The organism is Streptomyces zaehneri (genome assembly GCF_032248645.1).
GTDB lineage: Bacteria > Actinomycetota > Actinomycetes > Streptomycetales > Streptomycetaceae > Streptomyces > Streptomyces coriariae.
Genome location: NZ_JASTTJ010000009.1, coordinates 151,537 through 174,958, shown reverse-complemented (window position 1 = coordinate 174,958; position 23,422 = coordinate 151,537). Strand labels below are relative to the sequence as shown.

Genomic DNA, 23,422 nt, shown 5'->3' with positions numbered 1-23,422 from the left:
GGGACCGCGAGGGGCGGATCATCGCCCGGTCGTCGACGACCGTCCCGCGGGTGGCGGCGGGAACACCTCCTGTAAGGGCGCAGGGCTGGGTCGGGTCGACAGCAACGCCCTTACGACACCTGCCCGTTCGAGAGTGATACGGCCGGCGCCCGTTTCCGCCCGCACCTTCAGCCGTTCGGCCACGGGGCCCGTGACGGCCAGCGGTACGCCCGACACCGTCACGCGCAGGGTGTCCCGCCGTCGCCTCAGCGTGACCCGGGCCGGTCCTCGATCGCCCGCGCCGAGCGCCGCCTCGACGATCCGGTACGCCGACAGGGCCACGGTGGGCGGCAGGTCCCGGGCGGCCTCCGGCAGGCCCCGCAGGGTCACGTCCCGCCCGGTCGCGCGCACGGTCCGGCACAGCGTGTCGAGGTCCGCGACGGTGGGCGCCGGGGCGAGTCCGGGCCCGGGATCCTCCGACTCGCCCAGGCTGTGCAGGAGTTCGCGCATGGCGGCGAGTGCCGACCGGGCCCCGGCGGCCACCGCCTCCAGCCGCCCCTGCCGGGCCTGTTCGACCAGCGCCGCCGTGAGGTGCAGGACGGCGTCGCGCAACTTCGCGGCCAGCCGGTGCCGTTCGGCGTCCGCGGCCCGTTCCGCGTGCCACAGCGCGCCGGCCAGCGCGAAGTCGTCCAGGGCCAGGATCCGCAGCCGTCGGCGGCGCACGGCGAGCCCGGCACCCCACAGGCCGGCGCACACCGCGCCCAGCACCATGGCCAACGGCACGAACATCACCACGGCGGTGGGCCCCATCGGCTCCTCGCCCGACAACGAGCCGTCCGCGCCAGCCGTCGCGACCAGGGTCCCGGAGAGCGAGATCGCCGCCGCGCCCCACGCGGGCCAGGTGAGGGCGGCTCCCCGGCCGTAGACCGCCACCGCGTACACCGCCAGCAGCTCCGCGAGCGCTCCGCCGGCAAGGAACACGAACACCCGCGACGGCAGCCCGGCGCCGACGACCGCAGCCGGCCACAGCCACGACGTGGCCAGCACGCCGAGGAGCGCCGGCCACGGGGCACGCCGCCGCCACAGCAGCGGCACCGCGTGAACGGCCAGCAGCACCGCCACGACGAGCAGGCCGGGCACCGCGGCGCGCAGGCTCGCGCCGGTCCACTCCTCCACCGTGACCAGGGCGAACACCAGGGGAAACAGCGTCGCCGTGCACACCAGCGCGGGATCGGCCAGCCGCTGTTCCCGCAGCACGTCGCGCCGGCCCGCGCCCTCGGTCGGACCCCACGGCCCCGTGACGTCGGGCAGGGTGGCCCGGACCCGCCAGCCACCGCCGGGTGCGGGGCCGGCCGTCAGTTCCCCGCCGACGGCCGCGGCCCGCTCCTTCATCCCCGTCACGCCGCGTCCCGACCCCAGCCCGTCGACTGCGTCGACTGCGTCGACGGCGTCCGGTGCGGAGCCGCGCGGGGGAGCGTTGTCGACGCTCAGCTCCAGGACGCCCTCCCCGCGCAGGACGCTGACCTGCGCGGCGGAGCCCGGGGCGTGCCGCAGGGCGTTCGTCAGGGCTTCGCGGACGATCCCGTGGACCGCCTCGGCCGCCGGTCCGGCCAGGTCGTCGGGGAGCACGGCGTCGATCGGACGCCCCAACCGGCCGAAGCCGGCGATGAGTTCCTCGATGCGCGCGGTCATCGCGGGGGGAGCCGGACGATCGGTGTCGCGCAGCAGGCCGACGAGCCGTCGCAGCGCCGTCAGGGTCTCGGTGCCGGTGCGCTCGGCGAACGCCAACGCCTCGGCCGTCAGCTCGGGCCTGCTGTCGCCGAGTCTTCGCGCGGCGTCGGCCGTGATGACGACCGAGGTCAGGTGATGGGCGCTCACGTCGTGCAGTTCACGGGCCAGACGCCGCCGTTCGGTGTCGCCCGCCCGCCGCCGGGCCTCCTCCGCGCCGGCCAGCAGGCGGGTCGCGAGCGACCGTCCTCCGAGCCACTGCCGACGGGCCTCGCCGAGCCCCGCGCAGACGACGTACAGCAGCGCGCCGAGCACCCACTCGGAGGCGAGCGCGGGCCGGAGCCCGACATGGACGAGGGAAAGGAGCCACTCGACGCCCACGGCCGCGGCGACCGCGCGTACGGTCACGGGCACGGGGCGGCGGACCGCGACCGAATACAGCGCGACCGGCGCGCCCACCCCGAAGTAGCCGTCCTGCCAGGCCATTTGGCCCACCAGGAGAGCGCCGAGGCACCAGGCCAGGGCCCGGACCGGCGCGTGCCGTCGACGGCCCAGCGCGGCCGTCTCCGCGACCAGCGCGCCGAGCACGGCGACGAGTGCCGCCGCCCCGGGCGCCTCCTCGCCGGCCAGACCGGCTCCGGGCCACAGCCAGGCGATCTGTCCGGTGGCGAGCAGGGCGGGGAGCAGCCAGTTGCGTATCGTCTCCATCTCGGCACGAGCGTAGGGCGGGGTGCGGCGGCGCGGTACCGGCCCGGGTAGGAGGTCGGCCTCCATCCTCCGGCAGAGGCGTCGTTCCTGCCCGCGGCCGATGTGGGGACACGGGCCCGCGGGGAGGCTTGTCGCCATGACGCCTCCGCTCGCCGCCCCGGTGCCCACGCTTCTCCCCGAACTGCTCCCCTATCACCGCATGGCCCGGGTCTCGGCACGTCACCGATGGTGGCGTCCCGTGCTCGGCACCGGGTTCGTGGCCGTGGCGTGCGTGCTGGTGGCCGGACTTCTCTACGCCCTCGGCTCCGCCCTGGGAGCGGCCAGGGGCTACCCCGAGGCCGCCGACGGGACCGTCGAGTTCGGCCCCGTCCCGGGCACCGCCCTCGACCTGCTGGCGATCGCCTCCGCCATACCCGTCGTCCTGCTCGCGGTGCGCTGGATCGGCCGCCGCCCGGCGGGCACGGTCTCGTCCGTGACGGGCGGACTGCGGTGGCCCTGGCTGGGGCGGTGCGTGCTGGTGGCCCTCCCGGTGCTCGCCGTGACCACCGGCGCCATGCTCCTGCTGCCCACGGACGACGCCGCGCCGTCGCGGTGGGCGGGCTGGGAGGTCTTCGGCCCGGCCCTCGCCATGCTGGTGGTCCTGGTACCGCTGCAGGCGGCCGCCGAGGAGTACGTCTTCCGCGGCTGGCTCACGCAGGCGGTCGGCGCCTTCCTGCGCTCTCCGTGGTGGGCGCTCGTGCCCCAGGCAGTCCTGTTCGCCGCCGCCCACGGCTGGGGCACCCCGTGGGGCTTCGCCGACCTGGCCCTGTACGGAGTGGTCGCGGGCCTGCTCACCGTACGCACCGGCGGGCTGGAGGCGGCCATCGGCCTGCACGCCGTGAACAACCTCCTGGCCTTCGGCGTCTCGGCCGCCGTCGTCGACGGCCTCAAGAGCGACGACACCGCCGCGGACGCTCCCTGGCAGCTCGTGGCCCTCGACCTGGTCGGCATCGCCCTGTACACGGCGGCCGTCCTCTGGCTGGCGCGTCGCCACCCGCCGACCCGCACCATCGCGGCGCCGGCGCCGGTCCCGTCCCCGGTCCCCGTCCCGCCGCCGTGGCCCTTCCCCGGCCCGCACCCCCAGACCCTCGCCGCGCAGGTCCCCTTCTCCTGGTCCCCTGTCCCGGACCCGGTCCCGGACCCGGACCCGGTCCCGGACCCGGTGGCTGCGCCGGTCCCGGACCCGGTCCCGGTTCCTCTCCCTCTTCCTCTCCCCGTCCCGGCCCCGTACGCCGACCGCACGGAGGCGCACGGCCTGCCACCGAAGTTGCATGATCCGGAACGCGACTGACGGCCCGTCGAGGCATCGTCGACGTGGTGATCTGGATCGCGCCGCTGGCCGTCGCCGCCATCCATGCCAAAAAGTCCGATATATGCCATATCTGCGCATGAGTGGTTCCCAGCCGGATACCCGTACCGCATGGCACGGACACTGAAGCCGCACAAGCGGCACGGCGAGCGGACGGCGGACCGTGCGGACGGGACCGGGCAGGAACCGGTCGCCGCCGGTCCGGACGAGCAGGTGGAGCGGCAGGCCCCCGACAAACCCACGGACCTGCCCAAACGCTCCTGGGGAGCGGTACTGAAAGGCACCCTGAAGGAGTTCAAGAAGGACGAGCTGGCCGACCGCGCGGCGGCCCTGACCTACTACTCGATCCTGGCGCTGTTCCCCGCGCTGCTGGCGCTGGTGTCGCTGCTGGGGATCGTCGGGCAGTCGGCCACGCAGGCGGTTCTGGACAACATCCAGAAACTCGCGCCGGGCGCAGCTCAGGACATCCTGCGCAGCGCGGTGCAGCAGATGCAGGGCAAGGGCGGGGTCGGCTCGGTCATGGCGATCGTCGGTCTGGTGCTGGCGGTGTGGTCGGCGTCCGGCTATGTCGCCGCGTTCATCCGCAGCGCCAACGCGGTCTACGACATCCCCGAGGGCCGTCCGGTGTGGAAGGTGCTGCCGGTGCGGGTCGGCGTGACCGTCGTACTGATGGTCATGGCGGTGATCAGCGCGCTGATCGTGGTGTTCACCGGCAGCCTGGCCCGGCAGCTCGGCGCCACCCTCGGGGTCGGCGACACGGCGCTCACCGCGTGGTCGATCGCCAAGTGGCCGGTGCTGGCGGTCCTGGTCACGGTGATGATCGCGGTCCTGTACTGGGCCACTCCGAACGCCCGCGTGCGCGGCTTCCGCTGGGTCACGCCGGGCAGTTTCCTGGCCCTGCTGATCTGGCTGATCGCGTCCGCCGGTTTCGCGCTGTACGTGGCCAACTTCGGCTCTTACAACAAGACCTACGGCACTCTCGCCGGCGTGATCATCTTCCTGGTGTGGTTGTGGATCACCAACCTGGCCATCCTGCTCGGCCTGGAGTTCGACGCGGAAATGGTCCGCCAGCGCGCCGTCGCCGGTGGCCACCCGGCCGACGACGAGCCGTACGTCCAGCCGCGCGACACCCGCACGTGGGACGAGGAGGACCGCCGCCGCCTCGGGTCCTGACCCGGCGGAGACGGCGGGGCCCACGGCCCGCACCCGATGTCAGAAGCGACGCCATCCGCTCCCGCACCGCCAGGTCCCGCTCCCGGCCCGGCCCCTCCCGCCTCCACGGCCACGCACGCGAGCGGCGCGCCCGGGCCCTGGAGGGCCGGGCGCGCCGCCTGTTGCGCGCCGGTGTGCCGAGTCAGGTGTTCATCGGCTCACCGGGTCCGGGTCGATCAGTGGCGGTTGTCGCCGTGGCGGTTGTCGCCGTGACGGTTGTCGCCGTGACGGTTGCCGTCGTGGCGGTTGTCACCGTGGCGGTTGTCGTCGTGGCGCCAGCCGCCGTGACGGTTGTCGTCGTGGCGCCAGCCGCCGTGGTGGCGGTTGCGGCCCCAGGACTCGTCGTCCACGAAGCGGCCGCGGTCGTTGCGCAGGGTGGCGGTGTCGGAGCGGTTGTCCCACACCTCCCTGTTGCGGTCCTGGAAGAGGTCCCGACGGGTGTCGCGGCCCTCACCGGTGTGGACGCGGACCGTGGAGCGGCCCTCCAGGCGGTAGTGGTGGAAGGTGTAGGTGCGGCCGTCCTCGTTCCTGAGGGTCCAGCCGTCGAGGTTGACCGTGTGACGCGTGGTGTTGGTGAGTTCCACCCACTCCCTGTTCAGCGAGCTCCGGGAGCGGTCGTCACGTCCCGGGGCGTCGTACTGGACGGCGCTGATCCGCACCTCCGGGCGGTTGGGACGAGCGTGGTCGGACGCGGACGCCGGCAGTGCCATCGCGCCGACCAGGGCGCCGGCCGAGAGGGCGGCTGCGGTCAGGCGACGAGCGGTGACAGAAGCGGAAGTGGACAAAGAGTTCCCCTGGGATGTGCGGGCACCCTCCCACCGCGGCCTTCGTGGACGCCGTGGGGGTCGGTGCGATGTGCGGGTGCGGTCGGCTGGCCGCAGACACACTCTGTCCACGGAGTGCGGGAGATGGGTGGGAAACGTGGCGTGTGTTACCTGTTGTCCATATCTCTGTGACTCTCGACTGCAACGTCCATTTAGGTGACTAAGTACTGAAGTTGACGTTCCGACAGCTGATGACCCCTTGTGGGAGTTGGCCTGTACGGCCCGGACGCCATGGCGCGCCACCCCACCTGGAGACGGGCCGTCACCCGAAAGTGAGTAACGGCCGGCCGTCCGCTGTCACCCTCCCGGCGCCGGGTGCCGTCGCTCAGTGGGCGCGGACGGCGTCGGCCGGCGCGGTGCGCAGTGCCTGGCGGGTGGGGAGTTCGATGGTGAGGAAGGCCGTGACGGTGACCATGAGCGCGAGGCCGGGCAGCAGCCAGGCGGGGCCCGCCGGCCAGGGGCGGCCGAGGAAGCCCTGGCCCAGCAGGGCGAGGGGGAGCGCGGAGAGCAGCAGTGCGGTGACGAGTGCGGTGGCGGCGGTCACCGCGGCCTCACGGCGCATCATCGACCGGATCTGCCGGGGCGTGGTGCCGTTCAGCCGGAGGGCGCCCAGCTCGACCCGGCGCTGGGCGGTGGCCGCGACGAGCTTGTTGGCGATGCTGAGCAGCAGGTAGACGAGCAGGACCACGATGGTGGCCAGGTTGATCCACACCTCGGGCGGGGCGTCCTCCAGGCCGTCGGCGGACGGCAGGTTCGCGGGCTGGAGCGCCAGGCCGGGGCGGGACGCCGCGAGCGCCGTGAGGTTCCGCCGGGCCGCCGCCGTGTCGTCCGTACGGATCAGGAGGGACTGGTCCAGCGTCGTCGTGGTGTGTCCGGCGGCCAGGTCGTGGGAGAGCACCACCGAGCCGAAGCCGAGGCCACGGCCGTACACGGCGACCACCTCGGCTTCGACCCGCGCGCCGTCGCCCAGCACCAGGCTCACCCGGCGGCCCACCGTCGCGGAGCGGGTGCGGGCGGCGTCGCCGCTGACCGCGACGGTGGCCCCGCGCAGGCGGCCCAGGCTGCCGTCGGTCACGTCCAGATCGAGGACGTCGGAGGCGTCCGGGGTGAGGATCGTCGCGGGAGCCGACTCGCTCACCGGGTCGCCGAACTGCCGGTACTGCCACACCACGGTGGTCGTGCCGACCGGGGCCGCGGCCCGTACGCCGGCCGTGTTCCGTACGGCGGCGAGCGTGCCGGCGGGCAGTCCGCCCAGGCCGGGAGCGGTCAGGCGCTGCTGGGCGAGGGTGGCGGTGCGGGTGTCGTCGGCGGTGGCGGCCAGCACGGTGGTCTGGGTGAGGGTGTACGTCAGCACGAACACGACCGCCATGGCCAGGGTGCTGACGATCCCCGCGTTGCGCAGGGCGTAGGCGCGCAGGTTGGCCATCGCCAGCCAGGTGGGTGCGGAGGCGCCCGCCCCCGTCGCACGGGCCGCGGCGCCGCCGACGCCCCGGACCAGCGCCGGGCCGGCCAGCGCCAGGCCGATCGCCCCGAGGATGCCCGCGATGGACGTCGCCGTCGCGCCGATGACCGTGCGGGAGAAGAGCGGCAGCGCCGACATCGCGGTCGCGGCGACGATGACGAGCACGCCGACGCGCGTCCGGGTCCGCGACGGCTCGCGCGGCTCGCTGCGCGATTGCGCGTTCGCTTCGGTGGCCGGCATCCGCGAGGTGCGCCAGGCCGAGCAGCGGGCCGACACCTGGACGGCCAGGACCAGCAGGAGGATCGCCACGAGGGCGGGCAACGGGCTGTAGGTCAGCGGGAGTTCGGACGGTACGACCGCCCGGTCCGCGAGCAGTCGCCGGAACTGCCCGGCCAGCACATAGCCGAGTGCCACGCCGGGCACCAGGGCCACGCCCGCGACGACGGTGGACTGGGCGGCGGCCAGGCGGCGGATCTGCCTCGGGGTCGCGCCGACGGCCCGCATCAGCGCCAGGTCGCGGCGCTGTCCGGCGATCGACACGGCCAGCGCGCTCGCCATCACGAAGCCGGTGATCAGCAGGACGATCCCGGAGAGCGAACCGGCGAGGAGGACCAGCAGCGAGCGGGACGCGCCGGCGCCGGGTGCGGCCGTGTCGCCCCGGTCGGCTCCGGTGACGGTCAGCAGGCCGGTTCCCTTCAGCCTCGTCCGGACCTCGGCGGCGACGCGCTGTCCGGCGCCGGGCTCGGTGCGCAGGCCCACCAGGTCGACGCGGTCCGGGTGACCGGCCAGGCGGGCGGCCGTCGGGTCGGCGAAGAAGAGGCCCGCATCCGGCGCGTCGACGACCGCCGAGACGCGGTAGCCGGCGGCGGGCCGGCCGTCGACGACGACCCGCACGCTGTCGCCCGCCCCGATCCCCGCCGCGGCGGCGGTGGCGCTGTCGACGGCGACCTCGCCGGAACCGGTCGGCGGACGGCCGTCGAGGTGCGCGCCGGCCGTCGGCTGCGCCAGCTTGGTCGAGGACCATCCGTGCCCCGCCACCTGGGGGTCCCGGGCCGGTACGACCTGTCCGCTGGCGTCGAGGAGGGCCGCGGGGAAGCCGAGGTCGCCGACCGCCGCGGTGACACCGGGCAGCCCGGCCAGCTCGCCGACCAGGCGGGACGGGACCCTGCGCCGCTCCGGGAGCGCGAGCGGCAGCTCACCGGGCGGACGCAACTCCTGGTCGGCCGCGACCACGACGTCGGCGCCGGCGAGCCGGCCGGCGGGCAGATGGGAGCGGAGGCCGGACTCGGCCAGCACACCGGTGGCGGTGATCAGTGCCGCACCGCCGAGCACCGCGCAGGCCACGGCGATCAGCGCGGTGATCCGGTGTCCGACCATCCGTATCGCGAGACGGAACATGACTCAGACCTCTCCCAACGCGACGAGCCGGCTTGCCAGTTCGGGTGCGGTCGGCGCATCGAGGGCGTCGACCACCCGGCCGTCGGCCATCACCAGGACGTGGTGCGCGCGGGCCGCGGCGGCGGGATCGTGGGTGACCATCACCACCGTCTGGCCAAGGTCGGCGACCAGGTCGCGCAGCAGGTCGAGGACCTCGTGAGCGCTGCGCAGATCGAGCGCGCCGGTCGGCTCGTCGGCGAACACGACCGCCGGTCTGGCCACCAACGCCCGTACCACGGCCGCGCGTTGCTGCTGGCCGCCGGAGAGTTCGGCGGGGCGGTGGGTCAGCCGGTCGGCCAGTCCGACCCGTTCCACCAGCGTCCGCAGCCAGTCGTGGTCCGGACTGCGTCCGGCCAGCCGCAGCGGCAGCGTGATGTTGTCCTCGATGCTGAGCGAGGGGATCAGGTTGTACGCCTGGAACACGAAGCCGACGTGTTCCCGGCGCAGTTCGGTGCGCCGGGTCTCGTTCAGCCCGGCGATCTCGTGGCCGTCGATGCGGACGCTGCCCGAGGTCGGGGAGTCCAGCCCGGCGGCGCAGTGCATCAGCGTGCTCTTGCCGGAACCCGACGGCCCCATCACGGCGAGGAAGGTGCCGCGTTCCACGGTCAACGACACGTCGTCGAGGGCCCGTACGCCGCCCGGGTAGGCCTTGCTGACGCCGGTCAGGGCGATGGCGGGGGCGCCGACGGCGGTGCGGGTGGCGCTCATCGCCGGCCCCGCAGGTTCCGTACGACGAGGGTGCCCGCGCACAGCACGGTGACCGCGCCGCACGCCAGGTGCACCCAGGTGCCGGCACCGCCGAAGGAGGCCGCCATGTTGGTGACCGCGCTGATCACCACCACGGCCCAGAGCAGCGTGCGGGCGATGTCCCCGGAGCTGAGCCGGTCGGCGGGATCGGGGGTCGTCGTGTTCGGCACGGGGGCTGCTCCCTGGTCTCGTGGGGTGGTCCAGCGGTGGCCGTGTGCCGTTCCCGCTGTCGTCACCGACGCTATGGACCGGCACCGCTCGGGCCGATCCCGCAGTCCGCCCGGTTCGGGGTACAGCAGGCTGTACCCCCGCGTCCCGCGGCCACGGAGAACTGGCCTACGGCATAGAGTCGTTCGCATGACGGGAAGCACGAGCGAGACGGCGGCGCCAGGTGCGGTGGCGGTCCGACGCGAAGGCCTCGAGGACATCGCCCTGCGGACCCTGAGCGCCGCCGGTCGGGCGATCGCCCAGCTCGCCTCCGGTCTCGGCACGGCCCTGCTCGCCCTGGTCGTCCTGCTGTGGCTGGCCGTCACCGCCGTGACGAGCGTCGTGGGAGTCGGGCTGCTCATGGCGCCCGTGCTCCTGCGCGCCCTGCACGCCCTGGCCGGCCGGGAACGCGGCCGACTGGCCCGCCGGGGTCCCGAGGTCGCCGCCCCAAAGCCCCCGCCCACACGGCTGCGGGCCGCCCTCGTCGACCCCACGACCCGGCGCGAACTGGGCTGGCTGGTCCGGCATTCCACCGTGGGGGCGTTGCTCGGGCTGCTCGGTGTCCTGCTGCCTGTCCTCGCCGTGCGGGACACCGCTTTCCCGCTGTACTGGACGTTCATGCCCGAGGGCGCGACCGCCACCTCCGTGGGCATGGGCCACGCGCGGACCTGGCCGGACGCCCTCGCCGTGACGCTGCTGGGCGTGGGCTGGATCGCCATCGTCCTGGGACTGGGTCCCGGCATGGCCCGGCTCCAGTCGGGTCCCGGGCGACGGCTCCTGTCGGCCGGTCCCGATGCCGATCTCTCCCTGCGCGTCGCGGAGTTGACCGCCACCCGCGCCGCCGCCCTCGACGCCCACGCCACCGAACTGCGCCGCATCGAGCGCTCCCTGCACGACGGCGCCCAGAACCGGCTGGTCTCCGTCACCGTGCTGGTCGGGGCGGCGCGGCGCATGGTGTCCCGTGACCCGGCCGGCGCCGACGAGCTCCTGGAGCGCGCCCAGTCCGCGGCCGAGCAGGCGCTGGCCGAACTGCGTACCGTCGCGCGCGGCATCCTGCCGCCGGTGCTGGCCGACCGGGGGCTCGCGGGCGCCCTCTCCGGTCTCGCCGCGGACTGCGCGGTGCCCTGCCGGATCGACGTGGACGTGCCCGAACGCTGTGCCGCCTCCGTCGAGGCGAGCGCCTACTTCGTCGTCGCCGAGGCCCTGACCAACATCGCCAAGCACAGCGGCGCAGGACACGCCGTCGTCACGGCCCGCGGCCGGGGCGGCCGCCTCCTGCTCCGCGTCGAGGACGACGGCCGGGGCGGCGCCGAAGCGGACGGCGGGACCGGACTCACCGGCATCCGCCGCCGGGTCGCGGCGCACGACGGCAGCCTCTCGCTGGCCAGCCCGCCCGGCGGGCCGACCGTCCTGGAAGTGGACCTGCCCTGTGGATCGTGAGTTGTGGATCGTGAGCTGTGGAGCGTGAGATGCGGAGCGTCGAGTTGTGGAGCGTCGAGTTGTGGAGCGTGAGATGCGGATCGTGATCGCCGAGGACGACCCGTTGCTGCGCGAGGGGCTCGCCCTGCTGCTGCGCGCCGAGTCCCTCGACGTGGTGGCCACCGCCGGCACAGCCGACGAGGCGCTGGACGCCATCGACGTGCACGAGCCGGACGTCGCCATCCTCGACGTCCGGATGCCGCCGACCCACACCGACGAGGGGATCGTCGCGGCGGTCGAGGCCCGGCGCCGGCGGCCCGGCCTGGCCGTGCTCGTGCTGTCCGCGTACGTCGAGCAGAGCTTCGCCACCGAACTGCTCGGCGGCGGTGTGCAGGGGCTCGGCTATCTGCTCAAGGAGCGGGTCGGCCGGGTGGAGGAGTTCCTGGACGCGCTGCGGCGGGTCGCGGCGGGCGGCACCGCCATCGACCCCGAGGTCGTCGCCCAGCTGTTCACCCGCTCGCGCCAGGACACCCGGCTGGAGCGGCTCAGCCCCCGTGAGCGGGACGTGCTCGCCCTGATGGCCGAGGGGCTGGGCAACTCGGCCGTCGCCGAACGGCTCGTGGTCACGGACGGCGCCGTCCACAAGCACATCCGCAGCATCTTCGCCAAGCTCGACCTGGCCCCGACGGACCAGGTGGACCGGCGGGTCGCGGCCGTCCTGCGGTATCTGGAGGCGGTCGGCGCGAGAGGTCAGTCGGCCGGTGCGCCACGGGGACGGATCAACCCGCTCTCGTAGGCCAGGATGGTCGCCTGCACCCGGTCCCGTAGCCCCAGCTTGGTGAGCAGGGCGTTGACGTGGGTCTTGACCGTTCCGGTGGTGACGCCCAGGACGGCCGCGATCTCCGCGTTGGCCAGGCCCGAGGCGATGTGCAGCAGCACTTCCCGTTCGCGTGGGGTGAGCCCGCCGAGGGCGCCGGTGACGACGGGCGGCGGGGGCGCGCCCTGGGCGAAGGTGTCGATCAGGCGGCGGGTGACGGCCGGGGCGAGGATCCCGTCGCCGGACGCGACGACCCGCAGCGCGGTCAGGAGTTCCTCGGGCTGGGCGTCCTTGAGCAGGAAGCCCGAGGCGCCGGCGCGCAGCGCCTCGTACACGTAGGCGTCGAGGTCGAAGGTGGTGAGCACCAGGACGCGGGGGGCCGACTCCTGCGCGGTGATGAGACGGGTGGCGGTCAGGCCGTCCATGCCGGGCATCCGGATGTCCATCAGGACCACGTCGGGTGCCTCGCGGCCGGCGAGTTCCACGGCGCTCGCGCCGTCCCCGGCCTCGCCGACCACGGTCAGGTCGGGCTCGGCGTCGACGATGGCGGCGAAGCCGGCGCGGACCACTGCCTGGTCGTCGACGACCATCACGCGTGTGGCGACGGGGACACCTCCTGGACCGGGGCCGGACCGGGTCCGGCCGGCAGCGGCAGCAACGCCCTCACCGTACCGGCCTGTTCGAACGTGGCAGAACCTTCCCCGGCCGGGGCGCCGGGCCGGTCTCCACCCTGCGGTAGAGGCTCCGTTCCTCCGTTGCGCCGACGATCCGCCGGCCGGCCGGCGGAATGCTGAAGGCCATGGACATCACCTCGCTCACCGTCGTGCTCAGCGTGGTCGTGATCGTCGCGGCCTCGGTCCTCACCGCCTCCAACGAACCCCCGCTGTGGGTCTACCTGCTCACCGGCGCGGGCTCCCTGCCCCTGAGCCACGCCCTGCTCGGCACGCAGTACCTCAGCTCCACCGTCGGGGACGGCGGCGTCGCCCCGTGGGTCGTGCGGCTCGCCGTCGTCGCCACCCTCACGGCCGCGTTGAGCTTCCTCGTCGGCGGGGACGGCCGCGGGCGCGCCCAGGACGACGACCGCACCACCGGCGGCCACCCGTCCTCCCGCGCGGCGGCCTGAGCGGGATCGCGGGCCCGCGGAGGACCGGACCGGCGCGAGGGTCCTTGAGGTAGTCCTACAGGTAGTCCTCGAGGCGGGCGACCGTGAAGCCCTGTTCCTGGATGTGCCGCAGCAGGTTGGCGGTCATCTCGGTCATGGTCGTGCCCTTGAGCTCGGAGGGTCCGCGGAAGTGGGCCAGCACTATGTCGCCCGGGTGGAGCTTCTTGTCGCCGCGCTGGTACTGCATGTTCTTGATCTGCATGGACTCGCGCCACAGGACGATCGCCTCGACACCGCAGGACGCGGCGGCGGCCCGGGTGTCCTCGTTCCAGTTGCCGTAGGGCGGCCGGAACAGCCGCGGCAGGGTGCCGTATCGATCCTTCAGCTTGGTCTGCTGGCCGCAGATCTCCTGCTTCTGGGCGGCCGCGCCCAGGGTGCGGAGGTTCGGGTGGTTCAGCGTGTGGTTCTGGACGCCGTCGCCGAGGGCCTGGAGCTTGCCGAAATAGCCGTAGTCGGCGCGGATGGCGGAGTCCGTCAGGAACATCGTGAAGGGGATCTTCAGCTCCCGCATCATCGTCACGAACTCCGGGTCCTTCTCCGCCCCGTCGTCGAAGGTGAGGAAGACGATCTTCTCCTGGGTGGGTATCTCACTGATCACCGGCACCCGGCCGCCGTCGGCCGACAGCCCGACCGGCTTGGCGTCGGGCGGGGCGGGCGGTGCGGCCAGCGGCTCGATGCCCCACTTGGCGTACGCGGCCCCGACGCCGGCCCGCGCGCCCGCCTCGCCGCCGGGCGCCCGCGCGGGCGGTGCGGAGCGGGACGGCTCGGCGGAACGGCGGGACTCCGCCGGGGTCTCGGCCGCGCAGCCCGTCGCGACGCTCGTCGCGAGAAGGACGCAGGCCAGCGCCGCCCCTCTGATCCGCCTGTCCATCGTGTGCACCCCATGTCGTCCGTACGCCTCGCCCCGTCCACTGCTTGATGTCGAACGGACGTCCGAGGTTCCGCCCCCGAGCGGACCGGGTGCCGCGTCTCCCCGGCGCGGACGGGCACGGACGGGCGCGGGATGATGGCCGGCATGCGCATCCGCATCGACGCCGTCGACCTGCCCGGCCTCACCCGACCGGCCTCCGCCGACGGCAGGGTCCCCGCGTACGGAAACCTGCACGTCGCCGTGCAGCGTCGCGACCGTCCGGCCGAACTGTTCGAGCCGCAGCGCGGCGACGCGCCGTCCGCGACCTGGACCCTGGAGTGCACCACCAGCGCCTCGCCGACCGGCACCGAGGTCGCAGGGCCCTATGTCCAGGACCGGCTGGGCCGGCGGTTCGTCTACCTGTCGTGGGGCACGGTCGACGAGGCGGGCGTCTTCACGATGTTCCGCCGCGCCAAGCTCATGCTCGACGCCGTCCCCGCCGACGTGCTCGCCGCCGCCGCACAGGACGGACTGCTGGTCGGACGCCTCGGACTGACCGACGCGCAGGGCGGACCCCTCTGCGCGCGCGTCGAGCCCCCGCGCATCACCTGGACCGCCGAACGCGCCGAGTAGAGCGGCATCGCTACGCTTGGCGTTAAGCGCCTATTGCGGGGCAATGGCGGACAAATGTCCTAAGGAACCGAAGATGGGTCTCGGTGCCGGCCTCCGGGCCGTGAAGCGCAGGTCCCTCACCCGCGCGTCCGTGGCGGTCGCGGTCGCCGCCGGTCTGGCCCTGGTCGGGGCCTGCGGCGGAAGCGACGGAGACGGCGACGGCGGTCTCACCGTCGGGGTGCTGCTCCCAGGAGGGGGCGCCTCGCGCTTCGGACAGTTCGACAAGCCCCTGCTCGTGCAGCAGCTGAAGCGGCTCTGCCCGGACTGCCCGGCGCCGACCGTCGCCGCCACGTCCGACCCGGCCGTCCAGCGGCAGCAGATCGAGTCCATGATCACCCGCCAGGTCGACGTCCTGATCCTCGCCGCGGTCGACCCCGAGCTGCTGCGCCCCTCGGTCGAGGCCGCGCACCGGGCCGACATTCCGGTCGTCGCCTACGACCGGCTCGCCCAGGGCCCGATCTCCGGTTACGTCACCTTCGACGGCGCGACGGTCGGCAGGCTCCAGGGCGAGGCACTCCTGAAGGCCATGGACGCCCAAGCCCGCGGCGAACAGATCGTCATGATGAACGGCGCCACGACCGACCCCAACGCCGGCTGGTTCAAGCGGGGCGCGCTCTCCGTCCTCGAGGGCAAGGTCGAGATCGGCAAGTCGTACGACACCGTCGGCTGGCGCCCGGAGAACGCCTTCGTGAACATGACCAACGCCATCGCCGCCCTCGGCGCGGGCGAGATCGACGGCGTCCTGGCCGCCAACGACAGCCTCGCCGGCGCCGCGGTCGCCGCTCTCAACGCCGCCGAGGTCAGACCACTGCCCCCGATCACCGGCCAGGACGCCGACCTCGCGGGCGTGCGGCGGATCGTCCGGGGCGACCAGTACATGACGGTCTACAAACCGTTCCAGCCCGCGGCCGACGCCGCCGCGAGGATGGCCGTCGCCCTGGGGCGCGGCGAGCCGGTGGACGCCCTCGCCCCGGGCACCGTCGACAACGCCACCACCGAGGACATCCCGGCGGTCCTGCTTCCCTCGGTCCCGGTGACCGTCGGCAACATCAAGGACACTGTGGTCAAGGACGGTATGTACACCATCGACCAGATATGCACCCCGGAGCTCAGGTCCGCCTGCGACAAGGCCGGACTCACTTGACGCGTCGTCCCCGAAGCGGAAGGAGGTGACCCCGTGGCGGCTCAGCCCCTGCTGGCGTTGCGCGGTGTCTCCAAGCGGTTCGCCGCCGTCCAGGCGCTGGAGGACGTCGAGCTGGAGATCAGGGCCGGGGAGGTGGTCGCCCTGATGGGCGACAACGCCGCCGGCAAGTCCACCCTGGTCAAGGTGATCTCGGGAGTCGGCCCCGCGGACCGGGGCGTCATCGAGTGGCAGGGCAGTGCCGTCCAGATCAGGCGTCCCCAGGACGCCCAGGGGCTGGGGATCGCGACCGTCTACCAGGACCTCGCGATGTGCGGCAACCTCGATGTCGTCGCCAACCTCTTCCTCGGCCGGGAGATCCACCGGTTCGGCATCCTCGACGAGGTGGAGATGGAGCGCCGCACCCGTGAGCTGCTCAAGACCCTGTCCATCCGCATCCCCGACGTGCGCGTGCCGCTCGCCACGCTGTCCGGCGGCCAGCGGCAGGTCGTCGCGATCACCCGCTCGTTCCTCGGCGAGCCCCGGCTCGTCCTGCTCGACGAGCCCACCGCCTCTTTGGGCATCGAGCAGACCAGCCAGCTCCTCGACCTCATCGAGGAGCTGCGCGACCAGGGCCTCGGGGTGCTCCTCATCAGCCACAACATGGGGGACATCAAGGCCGTCGCCGACCGGGTCGCCGTCCTGCGCCTCGGCCGCAACAACGGCTTCTTCGACGTGACCACCACGTCCCAGGAACAGATCATCTCCTCCATCACCGGCGCGTCGGACAACGCCGTGGCGCACCGCACGACCCGCCCGGAGGAAGCATGGCCCTGAGGGGGAGGAGGAACCGGACCCGCACCACCGATGCCCCGCCCGCCGCCGATGCCACGCCCACCACCGACCGGGAGGACGACGGCCACCGGGAGGACGACAGCCACCGGGGGGACGACGGCCACCGGGGCCACGCCGGACGTCTCGGGGCGTACGCCGGACGTCTCGGAGCGTCTGCCGGACGTCTCGGTACCCCCACCGAAGCGGTGCGCCGCAGGCTGCGGGAAGGCGGGCCCGGGCCCGGCCCGGTCCTGCTCGCTCTCGCCGTGACCTGGATCGTCTTCCAGGCCCTCGACGAAAACTTCCTGTCGCCGCGCAACCTCTCCGTGCTCAGCGTGGACATCGTCGGGACCGGCATGATCGCCGTCGGCATCGTCTTCGTCCTGCTGATCGGCGAGATCGACCTGGCGGTGGGCTCGCTCGCCGGCCTGGCAGGCGCCGTGTTCGCGTCACTGAACGTGCACCTGGGGATGCCGGAGTGGCTCGCCGTGCTCGTCGCGGTGCTGTGCGGCACGGCCGCCGGGGCCGTCCACGGGTTCTCCTTCGCCAGGATCGGCGTACCCGCGTTCGTCGTGACCCTCGCCGGTCTGCTGGTCTGGAACGGCGTGATGCTCTACCTGCTGGGTCCCGACAGCTCCGTCAACTTCAGCGAGGACGGGCTGGTCGCCACCCTGACCAGCCGCTACTTCGACTCCGCCGTCGCCGGCTACGGTCTGGCGGCGCTCTGCACGGCCGCGTACCTCCTCGTCTCCCTCCACGACCACGGGCGCCGCGCCGCCGCCGGGATGCCGGGCCGGTCAACAGGCGAGATCTGGGCGCGTACGGCCCTGCTCGCGCTGGTCTCGTTCTCCGTCGTCCACGTACTGGGCCGGTTCGAGGGGCTGCCGCTGGCGCTGCTGATCTTCCTGGCGGTCATCGTCGCCTCGGACCTCCTGCTGCGCCGCACGCCCTACGGCCGGCAGGTCCTCGCGCTGGGCGGCGGGGTGGAGCCGGCCCGGCGGTCCGGTGTCGACGTGGCGCGCGTGCGGATCTCGGTGTTCATGGTGTCGGGGACCCTGGCCGCGGTCGGCGGCCTGTTCATCGCGTCGCGGCTCACCTCGGCGAGCCAGATCTCCGGCTCGGGCGTGCTGCTGATCAACGCCATCGCCGCGGCCGTCATCGGCGGCACCAGCCTGTTCGGCGGACGCGGCTCGACCTGGTCGGCGCTGCTGGGGGTGCTCATCATCCAGTCGATCGGCTCGGGCATGGCGCTGCTGGGGGTCCAGCCCCCGGTGCAGTTCATGATCACGGGTGGGGTGCTGTTCACCGCAGTGGTCCTCGACTCGCTGACACGGCGCTCCGCGGAGTCGCGCGGACGGGTCTGAGAGCCGTCCCGGGCGGTCCCGGTGAGCGCCACGCACCGGCGGTCAGGGGACCGTGGGCGACCGGCGGTCAGGGGGCCGTGGGCGACCGGCGGTCAGGGGGCCGTGGGGGACGTGGGCGTCGCGGTGGAGCGACGGCGGGGCCGGAGGTGTCCCCGTCGGCCTGCCGCGCGCAGGAACACCACCGTGGGGACGGCGCAGACGAGGATGGCGGCGATGCCGGCCTCCGGACCGAAGCTGCCCCCGGTGAGCGCGTCGGGGCCCGACAGCACGCCGTGGAGCAGGCCCGCCGGGCCGTCCTCGTTGCCGGAGACCGTGGTGCCGTAGATCCCGCTCTCGGCGAAGTTCCAGCCGAGGTGCAGACCGATCGGGAGCCAGAGGGAACGGGTGGCGGCGTAGGCCGCGCCGAGCATCAGGCCGCCCTCGACGGCGATGGCCAGCGCGCCCCACACGGTGGCGTCGGGGTTGACGAGGTGCAGGGCGCCGAACAGCACGGCCGAGATCGTCAACGCGCCCCGGGTGCCGGTGAGTTCCTCGAGCAGCCGGAAGACGACACCGCGGAAGAGGAGTTCCTCCGTGACGGCGACGCCCGCCATCGCCCCGAGGACGGTCACCGCCCCGCCGACGGACACCCCGCCCTCGGTGCCGTATCCGCCGAACAGGGCGACGATCGCGAGCGTCGCGGTGAAGAGGCCGAGGCCGACGAGGGTGCCGGTGCGCAGCCCGGAGGCAGCCTTCGTCGGGTCCAGTTCGGACACGGGACGCTGTTCCAGGGCCCGTACGGCCGCCGCGTAGCCCGCCAGCGCCAGCGCCACGACGGCCGCGCCGAACAGCAGGGACAGAAGCGGGTTGTCCCCCGCCGCGGACCTGGTCCCCGCCGCGAGCGCCGTCACCGCCACGAACAGCACGGCCATCGCCACCAGCCGCACCCCCGCCGGACGCACCCGGCGCGCGACGGCGAACGGCTCCTGTGCGAACAGCTCCCTGAGCGTGCTCTTCAGCGGGCGCGCGCTTATGAGCGGCATGACGTTCCTCCCCTGCCGGGCGGCGGTCCGGTCGCCGCCGCGTCGCCGGGAACGCTATGAGCGCGGGGCCCCCTTGATCGTCGCCCTGTGGTGGACAGTCGCTTGTAGCTCTCCCGGGGGACAACGGCCCGTTCATTCGTGGACGGTGACCAGTCCGACCCGGTGGGCGAGCACCACCGCCTGCACGCGGTCGCGCAGGTCGAGCTTGGTGAGGATGCGGGACACGTACGTCTTGACCGTCTCGCGGCTGAGGACCAGCCGGTCGGCGATCTCCGCGTTCGACAACCCCTCCGCGATGAGTTTCAGCACCTCGGTCTCGCGGGGTGCCAGCACCGACAGCGCCTGCGGGACACCGGCCCCGCGGGCGTGCGGACGGATCCGGTCGGCGAACCTGCCGACGAGCTGCCGGGTGACGGCCGGCGCCAGCAGGGACTCGCCCGCGGCGATCGTCCGGATCCCCTGCACGAGGTCGCGGGGCGGCGAGTCCTTGAGCAGGAATCCGCTCGCGCCGGCCCGCAGCGCCTCGTACACGTACTCGTCGAGGTTGAAGGTGGTGACCACCAGGATCCTGACCGGGTCGGCGACGCCGGGTCCGGCCAGCAGCCTGGTCGCCTCGATCCCGTCCAGAAGGGGCATCCGGATGTCCATCACCACCACGTCCGGGCGCAGCCGTCGCGCGGCCTCCACCGCCGCGCGGCCGTCGGCGGCCTCTCCCACGACCTCGAGGTCGGGCTGCGCGGCGAAGATGGTGACGTAGCCGGTGCGCACGAGTTCCTGGTCCTCGCAGACCAGGACGCGGATCGGCGTTCCGGCCCCGGCGCCGGTACGGCCGCCGGTCATCCGTGCCTCCCGGTGGGCGCGGGGGCGGGCGTGGGAGCGGCGACGGGGATGCGGGCGCGGACGCCGAAACCGCCGTCCGGCAGGGCGCCCGCGTGCAGTTCGCCGCCGAAGACGCTCACTCGCTCGCGCAGCCCGGCCAGTCCGTGACCGCCTCCGCCGCCGAGCGGCCGGGGCGCGGGAACGGCCGGCCCCGCGGACCCCGCGGGCGCTCCTTCGGTCGTCACGTCGACTTCGATCACGTCAAGACCGTGGTGGACCCGGACGGACGTCCCGTGGCCCGGGGCGTGCCCGAGCGCGTTGGTGAGCGCCTCCTGCACCACGCGGTACACGGCCAGTTCGAGGGCCGAGGGCAGCGGCCGTCGCTCTCCCCGCTCCGTCAGCTCGACCGGCTGGCCCGCCGCCCGGACCTGCTCCACCAGGTCGGTCAGGCCGCCCGGCCCCGGCCCCCGGTCCGCCTCGTACGACGCCTCGCCGGGCGCGGGGCCGCCTGATGCTGGGCCGTCGGATGCGGGGCCGCCGGGCCTGTCGCCGGAGGCCTTCAGCAGGCCCAGCAGGTGCTGGAGGTCGGTCAGGGCGTGCCGGCCGGAGTCGCTGATCGCACCGAGTCCGACGGCCACCCGGTCCGGCGCGTCGGCGAGCAGGAACCGCGCCGCGTCCGCCTGCACCACCATCGCGGTGACGTGGTGGGTCACCACGTCGTGCAGCTCGCGTGCGATACGGGCCCGTTCCCGCGCCGTCGCCATCTCCGCACCGATGCGCCGGCGTTCCTCCTCCCCGGCCCGCCGGGACCGCACCGATCTGCCCACGGCCCAGCACGCCACGAGCACGAGATGGATGAGGACGAAGTCGGACACCCGCTGCGGTGAGCCCCTGCCGTGCAGTCCGATCGCGAACAGCGCGAAAAGCCCGGTGGCGACGGCCGCCGGCACGGCGAGGCGCATGCCTCCCGCGCGGTCCGCGTGCGCGCCCGCGCTGTACAGGGCGACATACAGGCCCACGCTCGCGAACGTCTGCGGATAGCCAGCCAGTTCATGGACCGCGGACGCTCCCGCCACCAGCGCGAGGCACACCCCGGGCCACCGTCGTCGCAGCACCAGCGGCAGCCACAGGGCCGCCGTCACCAGCACACCCGGGACGTCGTACGGACGCTGTGTCAGATCGCCGAACTCCGCGCCGACGGGGGCGGTCACCGGCGCGAACACCACCGGCGCGAGGGCGACGGTGAGAACCCCGTCCCGCAGCACGACGCCCCGCGCGCTCCACCGCGTCACGACGGCCCGCGCACCGTCCACCAGTGATGACAGTGATGCCGTCGTCGCCTCGAACACAGGGGCGAGCCTAGCCTCCACCCGGCCTCCGACCGCTCCTCTTCCGGACATCGAGAGGGCCCGGAAAGATCGGCGCGACTTCGAAACATTCGGAGAATTCACCCGACGTCTCTTGATCTTGACTTTACCGATCTTGCCCCGGTGAATTGATGAATTCGAGCCAATACAGCGACTGAGCAGCGAATACGTCCCCCCGTCCACCGCTCCCCCGTTTCGAATGTTTCGAAGTGAAAACCGAAAGTATTGACAGTTGTCGTGCCCCGGCCAACACTGGCGCCGTCATCGGCCGCATGAGGACGAGGAGGAAGCACGCACATGAATACCGCACCCGCACAGCGACTCAGGCTGCTCATCAGCGGTGTCTGCACCATGCTGCTGGTCGCCGTGGCCGCGCTCACCCTGCCCGGCACCGCGCACGCCGACACGGTCGTCACCACGAACCAGACCGGCACCAACAACGGCTACTACTACTCGTTCTGGACCGACTCGCAGGGCACGGTCTCCATGAACCTGGGATCCGGCGGCAACTACAGCACGTCCTGGAGCAACACCGGCAACTTCGTCGCCGGCAAGGGCTGGAGCAACGGCGGACGCCGGAGCGTCACCTACTCGGGCACCTTCAACCCGTCCGGCAACGCCTACCTGGCCCTCTACGGATGGACGTCCAACCCGCTCGTGGAGTACTACATCGTCGACAACTGGGGCACCTTCCGGCCCACGGGCACGCACATGGGCACCGTGACCAGTGACGGCGGCACCTACGACATCTACAAGACGACGCGGTACAACGCCCCGTCCGTCGAGGGCACCAAGACCTTCGACCAGTACTGGAGCGTCCGGCAGTCGAAGCGGACGGGCGGCACCATCACCACCGGCAACCACTTCGACGCCTGGGCCCGCGCCGGAATGACCCTGGGCAGCTTCAACTACTACATGATCCTCGCCACCGAGGGATACCAGAGCAGCGGCAACTCCAACATCACGGTGGACGGCACCGGTTCGGGCGGCGGCACCGGCGGCGGCGGGAGCGGCGGCTGCAGCGCGACCCTGTCCGCGGGCCAGCAGTGGAGCGACCGGTACAACCTCAACGTCGCGGTCACCGGCTCCAGCAACTGGACCGTCACGATGAACGTGCCCTCCCCGGCGAAGGTCCTCTCCACCTGGAACACCAGCGCCAGTTACCCCAGCGCCCAGGTGCTGACCGCCAAACCCAACGGCAGCGGCAACAACTTCGGCGTCACCATCCAGCCCAACGGCAACTGGAACTGGCCGACGGTCTCCTGCACCGCGAGCTGACCCCCACACCCCGCACCCGCTGGAGGACCACTCCGTATGAGCACCCGACCACATCTCTCCTTACGCGCCCTGGTCACGAGGCTGGTCGTCGTCGCGACGGCCGCCGCGTGCACCCTCACCGTCCAGGCCGCCGCGGCCCCGGCGCAGGCCGCCACCTGCAACGGGTACGTCGGGCTCACCTTCGACGACGGCCCGGGCGGCACCACGACGGCCCTGCTCAACGCCCTCACCCAGAACGGGCTGCGGGCCACGATGTTCAACCAGGGCCAGTACGCCGCCGCCAACCCGTCCCTGGTCCGGGCCCAGGTGAACGCCGGCATGTGGGTCGGCAACCACAGCTACACCCACCCGCATCTGACCCAGCTCGGCCAGTCGCAGATCGACTCGGAGATCTCCCGGACCCAAGCGGCCGTATCCGCAGCGGGCGGCGGCACCCCGGTCCTGTTCCGCCCGCCCTACGGCGAGACCAACGCGACCGTGAAAGCGGTCGAGGCCAAGTACGGGCTGACCGAGATCATCTGGGACGTCGACTCGCAGGACTGGAACAACGCGAGCACCGACGCGATCGTGCAGGCCGCCGGCCGGCTCACCAACGGCCAGGTCATCCTCATGCACGACTGGCCCGCCAACACCCTCGCGGCGATCCCGCGCATCGCGCAGGGTCTGGCCGCGCGCGGCCTGTGCGCCGGCAGGATCTCCGCGCAGACCGGGCGGGCCGTGGCCCCCGACGACAGCGGCGGCGGTGGCGGTGGCGGCACCGGCGGCTGCACCGCGACCCTGTCCGCCGGACAGCAATGGAGCGACCGGTACAACCTCGACGTCGCGGTCACCGGCTCCGCCAACTGGACCGTCACGATGAACGTCCCCTCCCCCGAGAAGATCATCGCCACCTGGAACGTCAGCGCCACCTACCCCAGCACCCAGGTGCTCACCGCCAAGCCCAACGGCAGTGGCAACAACTGGGGCGTCACCATCCAGACCAACGGCTCCTGGACCTGGCCGACGGTCACCTGCACCGCGACCTGACCCCGACCGTCCCGTAACAC

At 73.2% G+C, this 23,422-nt stretch carries 21 protein-coding genes; 11 read left to right on the top strand and 10 right to left on the bottom strand.

From position 1 onward, the window contains the following. Positions 1–18 precede the first annotated feature (18 nt). Positions 19–2,415, bottom strand: coding sequence for a sensor histidine kinase (locus tag QQM72_RS17445; protein WP_314221793.1), 2,397 nt, complete (start codon positions 2,413–2,415; stop codon positions 19–21). Positions 2,416–2,551: 136 nt separating this feature from the next. On the opposite strand from QQM72_RS17445, the gene QQM72_RS17440 reads away from it, so the two are divergent. Continuing rightward, entirely contained in the window at positions 2,552–3,745 is a 1,194-nt protein-coding gene (locus QQM72_RS17440; RefSeq protein WP_314221792.1) for a CPBP family intramembrane glutamic endopeptidase, read from the top strand. A 129-nt stretch (positions 3,746–3,874) separates the two neighbouring features. Continuing rightward, the gene (locus QQM72_RS17435) at positions 3,875–4,936 is read left to right on the top strand and encodes a YihY/virulence factor BrkB family protein (protein WP_314221791.1); all 1,062 of its coding nucleotides are present in this window, start codon (positions 3,875–3,877) and stop codon (positions 4,934–4,936) included. A gap of 215 nt (positions 4,937–5,151) precedes the next feature. Here QQM72_RS17435 and QQM72_RS17430 read toward each other — a convergent pair whose 3' ends face one another. The 4 genes from QQM72_RS17430 to QQM72_RS17415 form a co-directional block, all read right to left on the bottom strand. Next, positions 5,152–5,760 (bottom strand): lamin tail domain-containing protein, encoded by a 609-nt coding sequence (locus tag QQM72_RS17430; protein WP_314221790.1) that lies wholly within the window; start codon positions 5,758–5,760, stop codon positions 5,152–5,154. Between the two features lie 364 nt (positions 5,761–6,124). Next, complete coding sequence (locus QQM72_RS17425; protein WP_314221789.1) at positions 6,125–8,659, bottom strand: ABC transporter permease; 2,535 nt, start codon at positions 8,657–8,659, stop codon at positions 6,125–6,127. A gap of 3 nt (positions 8,660–8,662) precedes the next feature. Then, complete coding sequence (locus tag QQM72_RS17420) at positions 8,663–9,406, bottom strand: ABC transporter ATP-binding protein (RefSeq protein ID WP_314221788.1); 744 nt, start codon at positions 9,404–9,406, stop codon at positions 8,663–8,665. After that, on the bottom strand, positions 9,403–9,615 hold the full coding sequence (locus tag QQM72_RS17415) for a hypothetical protein (protein ID WP_314221787.1): 213 nt from the start codon (positions 9,613–9,615) through the stop codon (positions 9,403–9,405). The genes QQM72_RS17420 and QQM72_RS17415 overlap by 4 nt, the downstream gene beginning before the upstream one ends. Positions 9,616–9,802: 187 nt before the next feature. Here QQM72_RS17415 and QQM72_RS17410 point away from each other — a divergent pair, with 187 nt between their 5' ends. Continuing rightward, positions 9,803–11,092, top strand: a complete 1,290-nt coding sequence (locus tag QQM72_RS17410) for a sensor histidine kinase (protein WP_314221786.1) — start codon at positions 9,803–9,805, stop codon at positions 11,090–11,092. A 73-nt stretch (positions 11,093–11,165) separates the two neighbouring features. Then, positions 11,166–11,867, top strand: a complete 702-nt coding sequence (locus QQM72_RS17405; RefSeq protein ID WP_314221913.1) for a response regulator transcription factor — start codon at positions 11,166–11,168, stop codon at positions 11,865–11,867. Here the strand turns inward: QQM72_RS17405 and QQM72_RS17400 are convergent. Further along, complete coding sequence (locus QQM72_RS17400; protein WP_314221785.1) at positions 11,822–12,478, bottom strand: response regulator transcription factor; 657 nt, start codon at positions 12,476–12,478, stop codon at positions 11,822–11,824. The genes QQM72_RS17405 and QQM72_RS17400 overlap by 46 nt on opposite strands. A 209-nt stretch (positions 12,479–12,687) precedes the next feature. Between QQM72_RS17400 and QQM72_RS17395 the strand changes: the two genes are divergently transcribed. Next, positions 12,688–13,011, top strand: a complete 324-nt coding sequence (locus tag QQM72_RS17395; RefSeq protein ID WP_314221784.1) for a hypothetical protein — start codon at positions 12,688–12,690, stop codon at positions 13,009–13,011. Between the two features lie 55 nt (positions 13,012–13,066). Here QQM72_RS17395 and QQM72_RS17390 read toward each other — a convergent pair whose 3' ends face one another. Continuing rightward, complete coding sequence (locus QQM72_RS17390) at positions 13,067–13,921, bottom strand: polysaccharide deacetylase family protein (RefSeq protein ID WP_314221783.1); 855 nt, start codon at positions 13,919–13,921, stop codon at positions 13,067–13,069. Positions 13,922–14,065: 144 nt separating this feature from the next. On the opposite strand from QQM72_RS17390, the gene QQM72_RS17385 reads away from it, so the two are divergent. The 4 genes from QQM72_RS17385 (at position 14,066) to QQM72_RS17370 (ending at position 17,890) form a co-directional block, all read left to right on the top strand. Continuing rightward, the gene (locus QQM72_RS17385) at positions 14,066–14,533 is read left to right on the top strand and encodes a DUF5990 family protein (protein ID WP_314221782.1); all 468 of its coding nucleotides are present in this window, start codon (positions 14,066–14,068) and stop codon (positions 14,531–14,533) included. Between the two features lie 73 nt (positions 14,534–14,606). Beyond that, positions 14,607–15,716 (top strand): sugar ABC transporter substrate-binding protein, encoded by a 1,110-nt coding sequence (locus tag QQM72_RS17380; protein WP_314221781.1) that lies wholly within the window; start codon positions 14,607–14,609, stop codon positions 15,714–15,716. Positions 15,717–15,749: 33 nt separating this feature from the next. After that, positions 15,750–16,529 (top strand): ATP-binding cassette domain-containing protein, encoded by a 780-nt coding sequence (locus QQM72_RS17375; protein WP_314221780.1) that lies wholly within the window; start codon positions 15,750–15,752, stop codon positions 16,527–16,529. Then, positions 16,520–17,890 (top strand): sugar ABC transporter permease, encoded by a 1,371-nt coding sequence (locus QQM72_RS17370; protein WP_314221779.1) that lies wholly within the window; start codon positions 16,520–16,522, stop codon positions 17,888–17,890. Before QQM72_RS17375 ends, QQM72_RS17370 begins: the two co-directional genes overlap by 10 nt. A gap of 92 nt (positions 17,891–17,982) precedes the next feature. On the opposite strand, the gene QQM72_RS17365 is transcribed toward QQM72_RS17370, so the two are convergent. From QQM72_RS17365 to QQM72_RS17355, 3 genes are all read right to left on the bottom strand, one after another. Continuing rightward, positions 17,983–18,912 (bottom strand): CPBP family intramembrane glutamic endopeptidase, encoded by a 930-nt coding sequence (locus tag QQM72_RS17365; protein ID WP_314221778.1) that lies wholly within the window; start codon positions 18,910–18,912, stop codon positions 17,983–17,985. 132 nt (positions 18,913–19,044) lie between these two features. Beyond that, a complete protein-coding gene (locus QQM72_RS17360) occupies positions 19,045–19,752 on the bottom strand; it encodes a response regulator transcription factor (protein ID WP_314221777.1) in 708 nt (235 codons plus the stop codon). Beyond that, positions 19,749–21,080: a sensor histidine kinase gene (locus QQM72_RS17355; RefSeq protein WP_314221776.1), complete on the bottom strand. Its 1,332-nt coding sequence runs from the start codon at positions 21,078–21,080 to the stop codon at positions 19,749–19,751. The genes QQM72_RS17360 and QQM72_RS17355 overlap by 4 nt, the downstream gene beginning before the upstream one ends. Before the next feature lie 315 nt (positions 21,081–21,395). Between QQM72_RS17355 and QQM72_RS17350 the strand changes: the two genes are divergently transcribed. Together QQM72_RS17350 and QQM72_RS17345 are read left to right on the top strand one after the other, a co-directional pair. Continuing rightward, the gene (locus QQM72_RS17350; RefSeq protein WP_399077555.1) at positions 21,396–22,376 is read left to right on the top strand and encodes a glycoside hydrolase family 11 protein; all 981 of its coding nucleotides are present in this window, start codon (positions 21,396–21,398) and stop codon (positions 22,374–22,376) included. A 36-nt stretch (positions 22,377–22,412) separates the two neighbouring features. After that, complete coding sequence (locus QQM72_RS17345; protein WP_314221775.1) at positions 22,413–23,402, top strand: polysaccharide deacetylase family protein; 990 nt, start codon at positions 22,413–22,415, stop codon at positions 23,400–23,402. Positions 23,403–23,422: the final 20 nt, after the last annotated feature.

Bases quoted from the DNA above. Each gene is read 5' to 3' on its own strand.
- QQM72_RS17445 (WP_314221793.1), bottom strand. From the start codon at position 2,415: ATGGAGACGATACGCAACTGGCTGCTCCCCGCCCTGCTCGCCACCGGA.
- QQM72_RS17440 (WP_314221792.1), top strand. From the start codon at position 2,552: ATGACGCCTCCGCTCGCCGCCCCGGTGCCCACGCTTCTCCCCGAACTG.
- QQM72_RS17435 (WP_314221791.1), top strand. From the start codon at position 3,875: ATGGCACGGACACTGAAGCCGCACAAGCGGCACGGCGAGCGGACGGCG.
- QQM72_RS17425 (WP_314221789.1), bottom strand. From the start codon at position 8,659: ATGTTCCGTCTCGCGATACGGATGGTCGGACACCGGATCACCGCGCTG.
- QQM72_RS17420 (WP_314221788.1), bottom strand. From the start codon at position 9,406: ATGAGCGCCACCCGCACCGCCGTCGGCGCCCCCGCCATCGCCCTGACC.
- QQM72_RS17410 (WP_314221786.1), top strand. From the start codon at position 9,803: ATGACGGGAAGCACGAGCGAGACGGCGGCGCCAGGTGCGGTGGCGGTC.
- QQM72_RS17405 (WP_314221913.1), top strand. From the start codon at position 11,166: ATGCGGATCGTGATCGCCGAGGACGACCCGTTGCTGCGCGAGGGGCTC.
- QQM72_RS17400 (WP_314221785.1), bottom strand. From the start codon at position 12,478: ATGGTCGTCGACGACCAGGCAGTGGTCCGCGCCGGCTTCGCCGCCATC.
- QQM72_RS17395 (WP_314221784.1), top strand. From the start codon at position 12,688: ATGGACATCACCTCGCTCACCGTCGTGCTCAGCGTGGTCGTGATCGTC.
- QQM72_RS17390 (WP_314221783.1), bottom strand. From the start codon at position 13,921: ATGGACAGGCGGATCAGAGGGGCGGCGCTGGCCTGCGTCCTTCTCGCG.
- QQM72_RS17385 (WP_314221782.1), top strand. From the start codon at position 14,066: ATGCGCATCCGCATCGACGCCGTCGACCTGCCCGGCCTCACCCGACCG.
- QQM72_RS17380 (WP_314221781.1), top strand. From the start codon at position 14,607: ATGGGTCTCGGTGCCGGCCTCCGGGCCGTGAAGCGCAGGTCCCTCACC.
- QQM72_RS17370 (WP_314221779.1), top strand. From the start codon at position 16,520: ATGGCCCTGAGGGGGAGGAGGAACCGGACCCGCACCACCGATGCCCCG.
- QQM72_RS17365 (WP_314221778.1), bottom strand. From the start codon at position 18,912: ATGCCGCTCATAAGCGCGCGCCCGCTGAAGAGCACGCTCAGGGAGCTG.
- QQM72_RS17360 (WP_314221777.1), bottom strand. From the start codon at position 19,752: ATGACCGGCGGCCGTACCGGCGCCGGGGCCGGAACGCCGATCCGCGTC.
- QQM72_RS17350 (WP_399077555.1), top strand. From the start codon at position 21,396: ATGAATACCGCACCCGCACAGCGACTCAGGCTGCTCATCAGCGGTGTC.
- QQM72_RS17345 (WP_314221775.1), top strand. From the start codon at position 22,413: ATGAGCACCCGACCACATCTCTCCTTACGCGCCCTGGTCACGAGGCTG.